13 protein-coding genes are annotated in these 14,657 nt (G+C 44.6%); 6 read left to right on the forward strand and 7 right to left on the reverse strand.

From position 1 onward, the window contains the following. Positions 1–73: 73 nt before the first annotated feature. Positions 74–448 carry a transporter gene (locus QUA04_RS03470; protein WP_333253793.1) on the reverse strand — a complete coding sequence of 125 codons (375 nt, stop codon included), beginning with the start codon at positions 446–448 and terminating at the stop codon, positions 74–76. Positions 449–589: 141 nt separating this feature from the next. On the opposite strand from QUA04_RS03470, the gene QUA04_RS03475 reads away from it, so the two are divergent. Both QUA04_RS03475 and QUA04_RS03480 read left to right on the forward strand, forming a co-directional pair. Next, positions 590–1,801 carry a glycosyltransferase family 2 protein gene (locus QUA04_RS03475; protein ID WP_333253795.1) on the forward strand — a complete coding sequence of 404 codons (1,212 nt, stop codon included), beginning with the start codon at positions 590–592 and terminating at the stop codon, positions 1,799–1,801. A 42-nt stretch (positions 1,802–1,843) separates the two neighbouring features. Beyond that, complete coding sequence (locus QUA04_RS03480) at positions 1,844–2,158, forward strand: hypothetical protein (protein ID WP_333253797.1); 315 nt, start codon at positions 1,844–1,846, stop codon at positions 2,156–2,158. Between the two features lie 101 nt (positions 2,159–2,259). Here the strand turns inward: QUA04_RS03480 and QUA04_RS03485 are convergent, their stop codons facing one another. Continuing rightward, positions 2,260–2,931, reverse strand: coding sequence for a GUN4 domain-containing protein (locus QUA04_RS03485; RefSeq protein WP_333253799.1), 672 nt, complete (start codon positions 2,929–2,931; stop codon positions 2,260–2,262). A gap of 558 nt (positions 2,932–3,489) precedes the next feature. Here QUA04_RS03485 and QUA04_RS03490 point away from each other — a divergent pair. Further along, positions 3,490–4,875, forward strand: coding sequence for an ATP-binding protein (locus tag QUA04_RS03490; RefSeq protein ID WP_333253801.1), 1,386 nt, complete (start codon positions 3,490–3,492; stop codon positions 4,873–4,875). 28 nt (positions 4,876–4,903) lie between these two features. On the opposite strand, the gene QUA04_RS03495 is transcribed toward QUA04_RS03490, so the two are convergent. From QUA04_RS03495 to QUA04_RS03510, 4 genes are all read right to left on the reverse strand, one after another. Further along, positions 4,904–5,110 carry a type II toxin-antitoxin system HicB family antitoxin gene (locus tag QUA04_RS03495; protein ID WP_333253803.1) on the reverse strand — a complete coding sequence of 69 codons (207 nt, stop codon included), beginning with the start codon at positions 5,108–5,110 and terminating at the stop codon, positions 4,904–4,906. After that, complete coding sequence (locus tag QUA04_RS03500) at positions 5,100–5,375, reverse strand: type II toxin-antitoxin system HicA family toxin (RefSeq protein ID WP_333253806.1); 276 nt, start codon at positions 5,373–5,375, stop codon at positions 5,100–5,102. Before QUA04_RS03500 ends, QUA04_RS03495 begins: the two co-directional genes overlap by 11 nt. A 95-nt stretch (positions 5,376–5,470) precedes the next feature. Beyond that, positions 5,471–9,466 (reverse strand): magnesium chelatase subunit H, encoded by a 3,996-nt coding sequence (locus QUA04_RS03505; protein WP_333253808.1) that lies wholly within the window; start codon positions 9,464–9,466, stop codon positions 5,471–5,473. Between the two features lie 313 nt (positions 9,467–9,779). Next, positions 9,780–9,947: a hypothetical protein gene (locus tag QUA04_RS03510; protein WP_333253810.1), complete on the reverse strand. Its 168-nt coding sequence runs from the start codon at positions 9,945–9,947 to the stop codon at positions 9,780–9,782. Between the two features lie 53 nt (positions 9,948–10,000). Between QUA04_RS03510 and QUA04_RS03515 the strand changes: the two genes are divergently transcribed. The 3 genes from QUA04_RS03515 to QUA04_RS03525 all read left to right on the forward strand — a co-directional run bounded on the left by QUA04_RS03515 (position 10,001) and on the right by QUA04_RS03525 (position 14,047). Further along, a complete protein-coding gene (locus QUA04_RS03515; RefSeq protein WP_333253812.1) occupies positions 10,001–10,987 on the forward strand; it encodes a calcium-binding protein in 987 nt (328 codons plus the stop codon). Between the two features lie 226 nt (positions 10,988–11,213). After that, positions 11,214–12,269, forward strand: a complete 1,056-nt coding sequence (locus tag QUA04_RS03520) for a calcium-binding protein (protein ID WP_333253814.1) — start codon at positions 11,214–11,216, stop codon at positions 12,267–12,269. 206 nt (positions 12,270–12,475) lie between these two features. Next, on the forward strand, positions 12,476–14,047 hold the full coding sequence (locus QUA04_RS03525; RefSeq protein WP_333253815.1) for a hypothetical protein: 1,572 nt from the start codon (positions 12,476–12,478) through the stop codon (positions 14,045–14,047). A 107-nt stretch (positions 14,048–14,154) separates the two neighbouring features. Here the strand turns inward: QUA04_RS03525 and QUA04_RS03530 are convergent, their stop codons facing one another. Further along, on the reverse strand, positions 14,155–14,631 hold the full coding sequence (locus QUA04_RS03530; RefSeq protein WP_333253818.1) for an ankyrin repeat domain-containing protein: 477 nt from the start codon (positions 14,629–14,631) through the stop codon (positions 14,155–14,157). Positions 14,632–14,657: the final 26 nt, after the last annotated feature.

Below are 14,657 nucleotides of genomic sequence, written 5' to 3' on the forward strand. Positions count from 1 at the left end.
CCTACCGGAACTGGTCTAAACTAACTATGTTATTCTACCACAAATATAGTCTGTCTACTTACGCCGAGCTGTACTAGTTGCCTCCAGTCACTCCCCCAGCTTGACCTCTGAGTACAAAAATTACTCCAGTCATAATTAGCCCCACGCCTACCAACCGCAGTGGTGGTAAAGGTTCATGAAATATAAGTTTGCCGCCTAAAACAGTAAACAGGTAACTAATTGACAGTAAAGGCGAGACTATGCTAAGGTTTGCCCGCGACAGAACTACTATAAAGCCGATCGAAGAAATTGCATACAAAGAAAGACCGCCTACTATCAAAGGCTGAGTAGCCATTGCTAGAATTTTTTCTATTAAATTAGCAGCGCCAATAGGCCCTAATATTTTAGCTCCTGCCTTCAGGCTGAATTGACCTGCGACGCCGCACAATATTGCAGCAAGCAGTAACATAAAAACGCTTCTATTCATAAATTTACTAACCTATAGTACAATCAAAAATTGCCGTTCCCAAAAACCTGAAAAACTTTAATTAAGTTTGGCTAGGTTTTTTTCACCACTAATATTTTAAGCAGAGATACGGGAAAATCAAGTATGGTCGATCGCGATCGAGAGTGGAACAAATATATGGCAGAGCAGACCAACCCAAGCGGAGAATATACTCTAGAACTATCGATACTCATGCCTTGTCTGAACGAAGCAGAAACTTTAGAAATCTGCATCGAGAAGGCACAGAAGTCCCTGCGCGAACTTGATATTGCAGGCGAGGTCATCATAGCAGACAACGGCAGCACTGACGGTTCTCAAGATATCGCTACCAGAATGGGAGCGAGAGTCGTACCCGTAGCAGCCAAAGGCTACGGCAGCGCCCTGATGGGAGGCATCATCGCAGCGCGCGGAGTTTATATTATCATGGGCGATGCTGACGACAGCTACAATTTTTCCAACCTCGGCTTTTTTGTCAACAAATTGCGAGAAGGTTTCGACTTAGTAATGGGAAACCGCTTTCAAGGGGGAATCAAACCGGGTGCAATGCCGCCGCTGCACAAATATTTAGGAAATCCGGTGCTGACATGGGTTGGGCGGCTATTTTTTGCAAGTCCCGTCGGCGATTTTCACTGCGGACTCAGAGGTTTTAGGAGAGACTCAATTTTGAAACTCGACTTGCAAACAACGGGGATGGAATTTGCTAGCGAAATGGTGGTCAAGGCATCTGTATACAAGCTGCGGATAACTGAAATCCCAACGGTACTTTCTCCCGACGGCCGCAGCCGTCCGCCGCACTTGCGAACTTGGCGAGATGGCTGGCGCCACCTGCGATTTTTGCTACTTTACAGTCCTCGGTGGCTGTTTTTGTATCCGGGTACTGCGCTGATGATTTGGGGTCTAATTGTTAGCATTTGGCTGTTGCCCGGTACTCAAAAAATCGGGGGTATCAGCTTTGATGTACACACGCTGCTGTATGGTGCGATCGCAATTATCATCGGTTTCCAAGCAGTAACTTTCGCTTTTTTCACCAAGATTTTTGCCATCAGCGAGAAATTTCTGCCCGAAGACCCCAAACTCAACAAAATATTTCGCTATGTCACGTTAGAGACAGGATTGATTGTCGGAGTCACCCTGATATTAATCGGAATAGTTGGCTCGTTCTTGTCATTAACTATCTGGAGCGAAACGGCTTTCGGTTCTCTCGATCCTTCTAAAACTCTGCGTTTAGTTATTCCCTCGCTCACTTGCCTGACTGTCGGTTTGCAGATGGTTTTGTCGAGCTTTTTCCTCAGTGTGCTGAGCTTGAAGCGTAGGTGATAACATTAAAGTTACTGCCAACATTCCTCAAAACTAATTGCCATGCAGGGGAAGCTCAGGGCGATCGCCATTCCTTCGATCCTAAATTGCTATAATAACAATCAGCCAAAAAATCTCAACATAAAGCCTATGTCTACTTATAGCGAGGTACGGAATCAGGCTCAAAATCTTACTCCTGACGAGCAACAGCAGCTTTTAGAAGTATTGTCAGCATTGATTCGCGATCGGGTAACAACCCAGACTCAGGGTAGCAGTGAAAGATTGCCCAGGAAAAATTTAAAGAGATGGCGAGGTTTTTTGCCGTATCGTGTGGATGCTTTGGAATTCCAGTTACAAATTAGAGAAGTGTCTTGGTAACTCGCAATGCTGAGGATTTTAAGCGCGTTGATGGGTTAATAATGTTGAATCCATTTGATTAAGTTGGGCGATGTGTTGACTGAGCCTAGGTATCTTTTTTTCTACTGAAGACAGCTCATAAGTCGAAAAAACAAGCGTACTATAATATAGTAATGAAGTGCATTACTAGGCCGAAATATGGCGGGTAAATGACCCTTTGGTGCTGACTCTTGATAAATTAGACGATCATTGTCTGATTCCCATCCTATTATGTCATAGAATTTACGGAAGGCATCGGACTGAGCTAAGAAGTCAAGTTCGTCGTGGCTACTTTCAATTTTTTCTCGCCTGTTAAATTCTTCTTTCTCATCGTAAAGACGAAGATAAATATCCTTCCAAATTATAAATTGAACACTCAAACCAAAACGTCCTTCGCTGTATTTGACCCACAGCCTGTCTATAGTAAATATATCTGTGCAAGGAATTCTTGGTATTTTCGTGTTTTGAGGATCTGGATTGGTTAGGGTAATGTCCATATAGGAAATTTTTTCAAAAATAGATTTAGTTTCCTTATTAGCGGATTCAAAATCTTTAACTGCTAGACACTTCCGCAGGTTTCGATAATCTATCCCTACTGCTGAACTCAGATCGTCATTCAGTTGACTTTCATCAATAGTCGGGTATCTTATTTCATTACGATTAGGAAGGCTAGGAGTTTGATTTTCATTTTTATTAACTAAGACAAAGTAAGCAATAGTGGCAATCACAATTACAATTAGAATTAATGTCATCATTATCAATTTTTATCGACAAATATTTTATGTATAACGGAGAGCTTAAGAAACGATCGTCCCCTGCACCCTATTCCATCCTTTCCACTAGCGCGTGAGGGTCACTCAGTCAAACTTTTATGGGGGTGAATCGGTATCAATGGCAGTTTCTTCTTTGCAATCCTGGCATTGATATACAACTCTTTCTGTGTATTTATTGATTACTCTTGAGCGCACGTAACTCATCTTGGTGCTTCCGCAGTGCCCACATACAGGCCCACCAACCTCATTTCTTTGACCCATTTTTTGTTACCTTACTCACTTAAACGTCACTATAGTAAAAGGATGACTCCGATAATGTCGAGACTTACCCGGGACACTCCGATCGCAAATGCCCAAAATATCCACAATAACGGATGTAGCCCGATCTCCCTCAGTGCAACCAACCTCTACTCCAAAAATCATACAACGACCCCATTGCGCCCTCGCCCACCCACTCACTTTAGAAAATGTTATATTTTGTTATCTAAAAAGTTATAAAAAATAAGTTATAATAACTAAAAATTACCCCAGACGCGATCTATGGAGCTTCAGGAAGTCTTAAGATTTGCCGATGAAAAAGTTTTTTCTAAAACAGGGAAGCACTTAGACGACCTGCAAGAAGCTATTCTAAAAGAAACGCTCCAAGGTCGAAAATATGCAACAAAAATAGCGCAAGACCGTGATTGTAGTGAAGGTTATGTTAGGGTGGCTGCTGCTGAACTGTGGAAAATACTTTCAGAGGTATTAGGCGAAGAGGTTAGTAAAGGAAATGTTAGAGCCATACTAGAAAGAGCGAAATTTTATAATCATTCATCAGCTATTGGTGAAAATTATGGAACAGTTAATCATAACGTCAACATTTGTCAAGAAAGGGCGAGAAGTCCAACAGAAACCCCAAATTTTCAACAAACCTCTAAACAACCCCACATAGACTTAGGCGACGCACCCGAAATATTCACGTTTTTCGATCGCACTTCCCCACTCTCCACCCTCGAAAACTGGATAACACACGATCGCACTCGCCTCATCGCCCTCCTCGGAATCAGCGGCATCGGCAAAACAACCCTCTCCCTAAGCCTAATCGATCGCATCAAAACCCAATTCGATTACGTCATCTATCGCAGCCTCGGCTTTTCCCCAACCCTCGATGCAACCCTCACCAACCTGCTGCAAATCTTTTCCCAACAATCAGAAACTCCCCAAAGCATCGAAACCAAAATTTCCCACATCCTCGATTACCTGCGAAAGTACAGATGTCTGATTGTCCTTGATGACGTGCAGATGCTTTTGGGCAGCGGACAACTAGCGGGACAATATAAAACTGGATATGAAGATTATCAGTTATTTTTTAAACTAATTGCCGAAGTTTGTCATCAAAGTTGTTTGATATTGAATAGTTGGGAAAAACCCAGAGAAATTGCCAGATTATCAAAAGATAATCATCCCGTGCGATGTTTTGTATTGGGAAGTTTAGGAGAAGCAGCTAAAGAGATTTTGAACTCACAAAAATTATCAGATGAGGAAACATGGTCAACTTTGATTGATATTTATCAAGGCAATCCTCTGTGGTTGGAGTTCACTGCAACGCTGATTCAAGAGTTGTTTGGGGGAAGAGTTTCTGAGTTTTTGCACTGCGAGATGCCGATTTTAGATGAAGGGTTGCAATCTCAGTTATCTCAACCTTTTGGGCGTTTGACTCCGGCAGAGTTAGCAGTGATGGTTCACCTGGCTAATCAACCTGAACCCCTTGCTGTGTCGCAAATTTTCAACAAAATACCATTTTCGCCGTCAGAAATAGTAAATGCAGTGCGATCCATCGCAAATCGGTTTTTATTGGATGCTGTAGAACGGGAAAAGATAACTTTGTTTAGTTTGAATCCCGTGTTGAAACAGTATGTGAAAACTCAGTATCTTTCTAACCGATAGAATTAAAAAGGGCAGGAACCTTGCTCCCTTATGCGAACATTAATCTACCTTTAGGTTGAGGGATAGATCGCCCTAATTGCCTAGCAGTCTCAACCCACTCCTGCATAATAATCTCTAGATTTTGCAATGCTTCTTGATAAGTTTCCCCATCCGCAGCACATCCTGGCAATTCTGGTACTTCGGCAATAAATGCCTGGTCTTCATCACTCCAGTAAATGATTACTTCATACTTCATTATCATCTTGGTTAACCAATTTATATTTCAAAATTACTGCACGAACTTGCTTTACTTGATAAGCTTTAGCTTTTGATTTATCTGCTTTTTGGGGTTGGAGGTTGAGAATTTCTGCGACTCCCTCCTTGCTGAAAATATGGTGACTACCATTAATTCTTACCTCAAATCCTAAAATCTGGAGAATTTGACATAAATCGCTCAAGGAAAAGTTAGAATCAGATGCCCCAAGCATCAGCTTAGCTATTAGTTTGTCTATTTGAGCCATTAATTATTTTCATTATAATCTTTGCTTTAATACTCTAAAAATAAGTGTCAGGGTAATTGCTTGCCCTGACACCATTCTACACTAATTCGGGAATCTTATTCTACTCCCTCAATCCGGTCTTCCACCTCCTGATAAAGTTCACGCAAACGATCCAAATTGTTCTCCGAAGTCTCCCAATAACCCCGGCCATTTACCTCAAGCAAAGTGCTGACAATCTTGCGGAACGAATGAGGATTTAAGTTAAGCAAACGCTTCTGCATCTCCTCATCTTGGATAAACGTAGTGTTGACATCCTCATACACCCAATTATCCACAGCGCCCGCCGTCGCACTCCATCCAGTCGTATTCACCAGACGCTTAGAAATCTCCCGCACGCCTTCATAACCGTGCGACAACATCCCCTCGTACCACTTCGGATTCAGCAGCTTAGTCCGCGAATCTAAACGCACGGTTTCTGATAGCGTTCGCACCTGCGCGTTGGCTGTGGTTGTATCAGCAACAAAGGATGTCGGTTTCTTCCCATCTGCGCGCAAACTGCCGATCAATTTAGTCGGATCCGAGTCGAAATAGTGCGACACGTCGGTTAGGGAAATCTCGGCAGAATCCAAGTTTTGGAAAGTGACTTCCGCAGTTTTCAAGGATGATTCAAAAATCTTCCGGTCTTGTTCCATTGTTCCGGGATTGTCGGAAGAAAAGGCGAAGGATTTGCGAGTTAAGTACATTTCCTGCAACTCGGCTTCGCTTTCCCAAGTGCTGTTTTCTACCGCCAAGTTGATGTTAGATGAATAGGAACCAGAAGCATTGGAAAATACCCGGGTTGCTGCTTGTCGCAGGTTGATTCCCATTTCTTCGGCTTGCTTCAGGGCGTGTTTGCGGACGAAGTTCATCTCTAAGGGTTCGTCGGCTTCCGCTGCCATCTTCACGGCTTTATCTAACAAATTCATTTGGTTGATGAACAAGTCGCGGAATACGCCGGAACAGTTAATTACTACGTCGATCCGAGGGCGTCCCAACTCTTCTAAAGAAAGCAATTCGAGTTTGTTTACCCGGCCCAATGCGTCGGGAACTGGCTTCACTCCCACCATCCACATTACTTGGGCGAGGGATTCGCCGTAAGTCTTGATGTTGTCGGTTCCCCACAACACAACGGCGATCGTCTCTGGGTAATTTCCGCCGTTATCAACGCGCTGTCTTTCTAACAGCCGATCGACTACAAGCTTAGCAGACTTAACCGCCCCCGTTGTAGGGATTGACTGCGGGTCCAAAGCGTGCATATTCTTGCCCGTCGGCAAAACATCCGGGTTGCGAATCGGATCGCCACCGGGGCCAGGCAGAACATACTCGCCTTCTAACGCGCGCAACAAAGCGCCTAATTCGTTGTCGGCACAAACTTGCTGCAAGCAGAATTCCAGATACTCAAACAGCGGTTTAATCGGTTCTGGATCGATTTTTTTGTAACCTGCGGCGTGCAAGGCTTCAACCCAAGGTGTTTTCTTGCCCATGTTGAAGAAATTCAACTTAGAAACAAGGGAAACTCTGCCCTCAGCATCGGTTTGTTCCTTCACCAAAGCGCCAACGGCATCCCGACAGGCCAAGGTGATGTTTTGCAGCAATTCGACATCAGTTAAAATGCCTTTGTCGCTGTTAGTGTAAATTTCGCCAATATCGCGTCCGAGACTGTTAGCGATAATCCGTGGCAAGCTGATCAGTCCGTCTTCTTCGCGGTCTAAATTGGCGATATTCACCAAAGTTGCGATCGCCTCTTCCGCAGTCGGCGGCTTACCGATAACGTGCAAACCGCAAGGTAACAACCGCGACTCAATTTCCATCAACTTGCGGTAAACCAAGCCAACTAAATTGTCGCGTTCCTCCGAAGTCATTCCCGCAGCAACCCCTCTTTCTTGTTCCGGAGGTAGGGCGATATCCTTGTCCAAATTCACCAAACGGCATTTTTCGACGATCGCATCAACAATCGGCACACCGCGCCCAGTCTCTTTCAAAGTTTGATAAGAAGCAATTAACTCGCTGAGTTCCTGCAAACCTTTGTACAAACCAGCATTTTCAGCCGGAGGAGTCAGATAGCTGATTGTTTCAGCATAACTGCGGCGCTTAGCAATTGTTGCCTCGCTGGGATTGTTGGCGGCGTAATAATAGAGGTTAGGAATTTTGCCGATCAAACTGTCGGGATAACAATCCCCAGACATTCCCATCTGCTTACCCGGCATGAATTCTAGCGAACCGTGAGTGCCAAAGTGCAGCACCGCATCCGCACCCCAAATGCGCTCCAAATATGTATAGTAAGCAGCAAAACCGTGGTGCGGGCTGGCGGAACGAGAGAATAACAACCGCATCGGATCGCCTTCGTATCCAAAAGTAGGTTGCACTCCGATAAACACATTGCCGAAATGTTTGCCGAAAATCAGCAAATTTTGTCCGTCGCTGTTCAAATGTCCCGGAGGCGGACCCCAATTTTCTTGCAAGCGTTCCGAGTAAGGAGTGAATTCTTCATATTCAGCTACCGACATCCGGTAAGCAACATTTAATTCGGGACTTTGGTATTGGGCTGTTGCGTCGTGGATGACTTCTTGCATCAGTTTTTCGGCGGAATCCGGCAGTTCTGGCAAGTCGTAACCGTTGCCTTTTAAGGCTTTCAATACTTGGTAAATCGAGCCGAAAACGTCCAAATAAGCGGCTGTTCCGACGTTGCCTTTGTCCGGCGGGAAACTGAAAACTGTGATCGCAACTTTTTTATCTAATTTTGGTTTGCGGCGCAGCATTGCCCATTTCATGGCGCGCTGGGAAATTGCTTCGATCCGGTCTTGTAGGGCGATCGCCTTGCCAGTTGCGCCATCACGTCCCGACAAAATAATCGGTTCGATCGCGCCATCCAACTCGGGAATGGCAATTTGCAAAGCAACTTGAATCGGGTGCAAGCCTAAATCGCTATTTTCCCACTCTTCCGTCGTTTGGAAAACCAGCGGCAAAGCCACCATGTAAGGGCAATTTAATTTTTTCAAAGTCTCGATCGCCTTCGGGTGATCTTGTTTCGCCGGGCCGCCCACCAGCGCAAAACCAGTCAGAGAAACCACCGCATCAACGATCGGCAGGGGTGCAACACCTTTGGTTCCAACTTCCAAGAAGAAAGTTTCGACTGGTTTCGAGAAGTCCAAACCGCCGGCAAAAATCGGCACCACCCGCGCCCCCATTGCCTCCAATTCCTGCACCATTGCTACATAGTGCGCGTCATCTCCGGTGACTAAGTGAGTCCGCTGCAACACCAAGCCGATGCAAGGTGCGAGGGGGTCTTTGAGGTCTGCCGAAATATCTTTGCGGGCGTTGTACCAGGTGAGGTATCCTTTTACATCCTCAAACATCGACGGTGCCAAAGGATGCCAAATTCCCATATCCGGGTAGACAACGGGCTCTTGGAAAGTTAGCTGTTCCTGGCCTTTGAACACATATTTATGTGACAGCATCAGCAAGAAGTTTTCCAAATTTTCTTGGGAACCTCCCAGCCAATACTGGAAACTCAGCATGAAGTTGCGCGCATCTTGGGCTTTGTCGATGGGCAAATATTTCAGCACTTTCGGCAAAGTTTGCAGCAGTTTCAGCATTCCGTCTTGGAAGGAACTTCCGGATTTTTCCTTCCGTTTTTTCATGAATTCGCCGATCGCACTTTTGCTTTGTCCCAACTGTGCCATCGAGAAACTGCCCATTTTATTTAGCCGCATCACCCCAGGCATCGACGGGAAGACGACGGCGACATCCAAGCTGTCGCGCAGCGGTTCCACCGCCGCTACCACTTTTTCTGCCAAATCTTCGATGAAAATTAGAGAAGCAATAAATACATTGGCATCCGCCACATCCCGCTTGAAGGCTTCGTAATTTTCCGGGCTGCGGAGTTCCTCGATCAGGTAGCCACTGATTTCTATTGCCAAATTCGGATTTTTCTGGTTTATCGATCGAACCGCTGCCGACAGGGCGCTTTGATACTGCGGTTCCAGTACGACATAGACCACCTTCATGAGCGATCGCCCCTGCAAGTTTTCCGGCACGACGTGGCGAATGGTGGGCTTGACGTGAGTGAACATCCGGTTAGGCTCCTTTAAGATGCTGTTTTCGCGAATCGGGAATTTTTTTATCCCATAAGCATTTTTACCAGAAAACGCTTGCCATTAGGCGATTTGAGCCTGCACATGACACAATTCGACAAATTTAGGCCAACTTTTCGTTACATTTTTTTATAAATTCCTTGAGCAAATACTCCATATTTTATTTACAAAAATTTACTTGACTTAATAAACATTATGTGTATAGGATTAATGAGTTGGATAAAAATAATTAAAAATTAACCAACGATTGAGAAAGAAATCCTGAAAAAAGCTCCCAGTTTTGTATAATCGATCAAACTTGCGATCGCTCAATTAACAGAGGAAAAAAAGGCATAAATTCTGAAGGCAGAATCGAGCCTTCGATAATTGCTGAGTCACCAAAATAGATATGTTCCCAGGAACTTAAAACTATTTGATAACGTCTGTTTTGTGTAAGTTCCTGATTGGCGATCGAGTTCATGGAAAGCTAATTGCTATAAACTCTCAAACTCATCCAAACCTTAAGGGGAAAACATGGCTAACTACGCAATTTTCGACGAACAATTCTACCTGGCCTCCTATCCTTGGATCAAACCAGCCATTGATGCAGGAGTCATCAAATCGGGACTAGAACACTTTCAAAAATTTGGTGAAGCCGCCGGTCTAACTAAAGTATCGCGTTATTTTGACGAAAATACTTACCTTGCGGCCAATCCAGACATCGCACCCTTTGTCCGCACAGTCAATCCAAACGCGCCTTTTGCGAGTGGCCTAGATCACTTTATCCAGTTCGGTTACGACGAAGGACAGCGCCGCACCCAAGTATCGCCTGAGTACAACGAAGATTTTTATTTAAAAAATAACTCAGAGCTGCGATCGTTTATCGGCCCGAATGGACCTTTCAAATCAGGATACCAGCATTTCATTCAATTCGGGGCCAAAGAAGGTCGTTTTGGAACTTCATTTTTTGAACCGGAATACTTAAAAGAAAACCCCGACATTGTGCCGTTTGTAAACTCTGGAGCCCTGAGAACTGGTCGGGAACACTACTTCAATTTCGGGAAAAACGAGCCAAGCCGTGACGCAACTTTTGTCGGCAGCCGCAGCAACGATATTCTCACTGGTGTTGGTGTGGGGAATACCGAACTGATTGGAGTAGAAGTAGGTATCGATCCAAGCGGCAATCGGCAGTATGAAAGCTTTGGCACTAATGAGTTCGATGTCCTGATTGGTGGCCCGGGACCTGATACATTCGTACTCGGAGTTCCTGCTACAGCCGGGAATGCCGCCCCGACACCGCTGTATTTGGGTAACGGTCAAGCTACCATTCGCAACTTCGACATAGAAAACGATTTTATCCAACTGCAAGGAACTTCTTTAAACGGCTACAGCCTGACTCCGGTTGGCAACAATTTGTTAATCCAGCGTTTTGGAGATGCGCTCGGCGTGATTGAAGGAGGAGCAAGTTTGAATTTGACTTTCCAAGAATCTAACGGTAACGGTACTTTCTTAATTGGTTAGTCATTGGTCATTGGTCATTGGTCATTGGTCATTGGTCATTAGTCATTAGTTAATACTGATGATTGATGACTTTTGAGTTTTTGTGGGCGATCGTGGTTTTGTGTCGGCTACCAAAACAATTAAAAGCCATAGACAATGGTTAAATTGAGATACTGAGTTAGTAGAGTTAGTAAGATTGGGGTCAACTTTAACGACAATTAAGCAGACTAAGATTAAGGTAAAAACTATGACAAACTATGACATTTTTGACGAAGAATACTACCTTTCACAATATCCTTGGGTTAAACCTGCTATTGATGCAGGAATCATAAAATCCGGGGGAGATCACTTTACAAAGTTTGGTCAAGCCGCCGGTTTCACAAAAGTATCGCGATATTTTGATGAAGAAACCTATTTAGCTCAAAATCCAGATATTGCTCGCTTTGTTCGCACCCCAAACAATCCAAACGCACCTTTTGCCTCTGGTTTAGATCACTTTATCCAGTTTGGTTACGAGGAAGGCCGCACGCGAGTATCGCTTGACTACGACGAAGCATTTTACTTAAAACGATATCCCGTACTGGCTTCGTTTGTAGATAACGGAACTTTTAAATCAGGATTTCAGCACTTTGTCAAATTCGGAGCCAAAGAAGGTCTTGATGCAAACACATTTTTTGAATCAGAATACTTGCTGAAACACCCCGCTGTAGCAACAGCAGTCAAGGTGGGAGTGTTCAAAACAGGCGCAGAACACTACCGAAAATTCGGGCAATTTGAGCCCGCTCTTCCCTTTGTCGATGTGAATTTTTTCGGAACTTCCGGTAATGATACCGTCCAGGGTTTCGGGGTCGAAAATGTTAACATATTTGGAGTTCAATATGTTTTAGACGCTAACGGCACGCGGCAGTTTCAAAGTTACGGCAGCAATGAATTCGATACTCTCATTGGCGGTAGCGGTCGCGATAACTTCGTGCTGGCCGCTACCGTCCCAGGTATAGGGGGTAGCAGACCGACGCCTGTCAGCGTACAGTTTTACCAGGGACCAGGTTTTGCTACAATTCAAAACTTTACCCAAGGTCAGGATACGATCCTGCTCGGCTCTACATCATTCGATAAATACATTGTGTTTCCCATCAACAATAATCGAGATTTAGCAATCCAAACAAACGGCTTGCCGTACTATACACCAAATGGAGGCAACCAACTTAGTTATGGTGATACGATCGCTGTAATTGAAGGTGGGGGAAATCTAACTTTGAAGCCATTGTTTATACCGACTAATATTAGCACTTTTGTGGGCTAGAAATCCCGAAGCTATTCATGAGTGGATTTTCAATTTGGTTGCAGCGATCGCACATTCGCAAAATGAGCGATCGCACATTTGTGTTTGCCATAAAAATAATAAAACAGGCTTAATAATAATTAACTTGACATAGTGAGTTAGTAGAGTTAGTTATAGTGGGTCAAGTTTAATCGACAAGTAAGCAGACTAAGCTTGGAGAAATAATTATGACTAATTATGACCTTTTTGACGAACCATACTACCTGGCGCAATATCCTTGGGTGAAACCGGCTATTGATGCAGGAATTATAAAATCTGGGAGAGAACACTTTGAAAAGTTCGGTCAAGCCGCCGGTCTCACCCAAGTATCGCGGTACTTTGACGAAGAAACCTATCTAGCTCAAAATCCAGATATTGCTCCCTTTGTTCGCACGGCCAATAATCAAAACGCGCCTTTTGCGTCTGGTTTAGACCACTTTATCCAGTTTGGTTACGATGAAGGCCGCACCCAAGTATCGCCTGACTACGACGAAGCATTTTATTTAAAACGATACCCCGTACTTGTGCCGTTTGTACAGAACGGCACTTTCAAATCGGGTTTGGAACACTTTATCAAATTCGGAGCCAAAGAAGGCCTTTATGCGAACACCTTTTTTGAACCTGAATACTTGCTGAAAAACCCCGATGTAGCAGCAGCAGTCAAGGCGGGAGTTTTCAAAACAGGTGGGGAACACTACCGAAAATTTGGACAATTTGAGCCAGCGCGATCGGCTACATTTGTCGGGACTAAAGACACTGACATTGTAACGGGATTTGGTGTAGGAAAAGTTGAAATCACTGGCGTTGAAGTATCTTTAGATGCAGCGGGAAATAGAGTTTATGAAAAAAGACCCCCTCGTAACGATCGCGATACGCTCATTGGCGGTCAAGGTAGTGATACTTTCGTTCTCGGTGTGAAGGAGGATCGATTCTACAGCTCGTATATCGCCGCCACTGGCGCCGCTACGATTAAAAACTTTGACCCGCAAGCCGATAAGATCCGCCTAGCCGGAACGCGAGGCGGCTACAATTATCAGTTTAACGCTTCTGGAAATTTTGAGATTGAGGGACTACCAAGCTCTAGCGTTGTCCCAGTGATTGCTGAAGTCGAGGGTGTTGCGAATATGCCGTTTCTAGAAAATCGGGAACCTGATTTCTTGATTTTCGAGCAAGTTTCTGTATTGGATAACTTTTGGGAAGCTGGATATTTAGCAAACAATCCCGATGTTGATGCGGCTGTTCAAGCAGGAAGTTTTGCTTCAGGTCTCGATCAGTATACAAAAGTTGGGCAATTTGAAACAAATCGCTCTGCAACTTTTGTCGGGACTTCTGGGAATGATGTTGTGACTGCTTTTGGCAAGGGAAAATCGACAATTATTGGAGTTGACTTTGCTGGCCGTTATTTGAGCTACGGTAGCAACGAAGTTGATACCTTGATTGGGAGCCAAGGTGCTGATACTTTTATTTTGGCTTATGACAATAGTCAGCTTTCGGCTACTAGCAGCTTCCGCCGCACCACTCAAGATTTGTATTTAGGCCCGGGGGACGCTATCATTCGCGACTTCAACCCCAGTCAGGGAGATGCACTCCAGCTATCAGGAAAACTCAGTGACTATCAAATATCTCCAGTGGGTGCAGATTTAGTTATCTCAAAAAGAGGAGATACAATTGCAATTCTTGAGGGATATGCTGGATTAACTTTGAAACAACTAACATTTCCTCCAGTTGACTTTTATAGTTTTACTTTCTTGCTTGGCTAGAAACCAGGTTAATGAAATTTAAACGCGACTTACGTACAGAGTCTCATAAGCCGGGTTTAATCAAAAACCCGGTTTCTGGCCACCCCATGCGTAATTCCTGTGAGTAATTAAGCCCGATCGCGCGCTAGCTTCAAAACCTCAACAGTATCTTTGTGACCCTCCGAAGACGCCCAAATTAACGCAGTCCAAGTATTATTATCCTTAGCTTTGATATCAGCTCCTTTATCGATTAAAAATTCCACAACTTGAGTGCGCCCGCTACCTGCTGCACTCATCAAAGCCGTCAAACCAAAATTAGTTTTAGCATTCACATCTGCCCCCGCCTCCAGCAAAAGCTGTACAATCTCGGTATGTCCGGCAGCAGCGGCACTCATTAACGGCGTCCACCCGTCATTATCGTGACTGTTGACATCCGCACCTGCAGCCAGCAATTTTTTGACGATCTCCGAATTGCCAGCCTCAGCCGCAGCCGTCAAAGCCGTCGCACCTTCCTCATCCTTGGCATTGATATCTGCACGCTGTTCGATCGCACTTTCTACAGCCGCAACATCACCCGTCTTGACGGCATCAATTAAATCTGTCATAAATTCTCCCTTGTATCCTCTCAAAT

This window comes from Microcoleus sp. S13_C5 (genome assembly GCF_036700845.1).
Taxonomy (GTDB): Bacteria; Cyanobacteriota; Cyanobacteriia; order Cyanobacteriales; family Microcoleaceae; genus Microcoleus.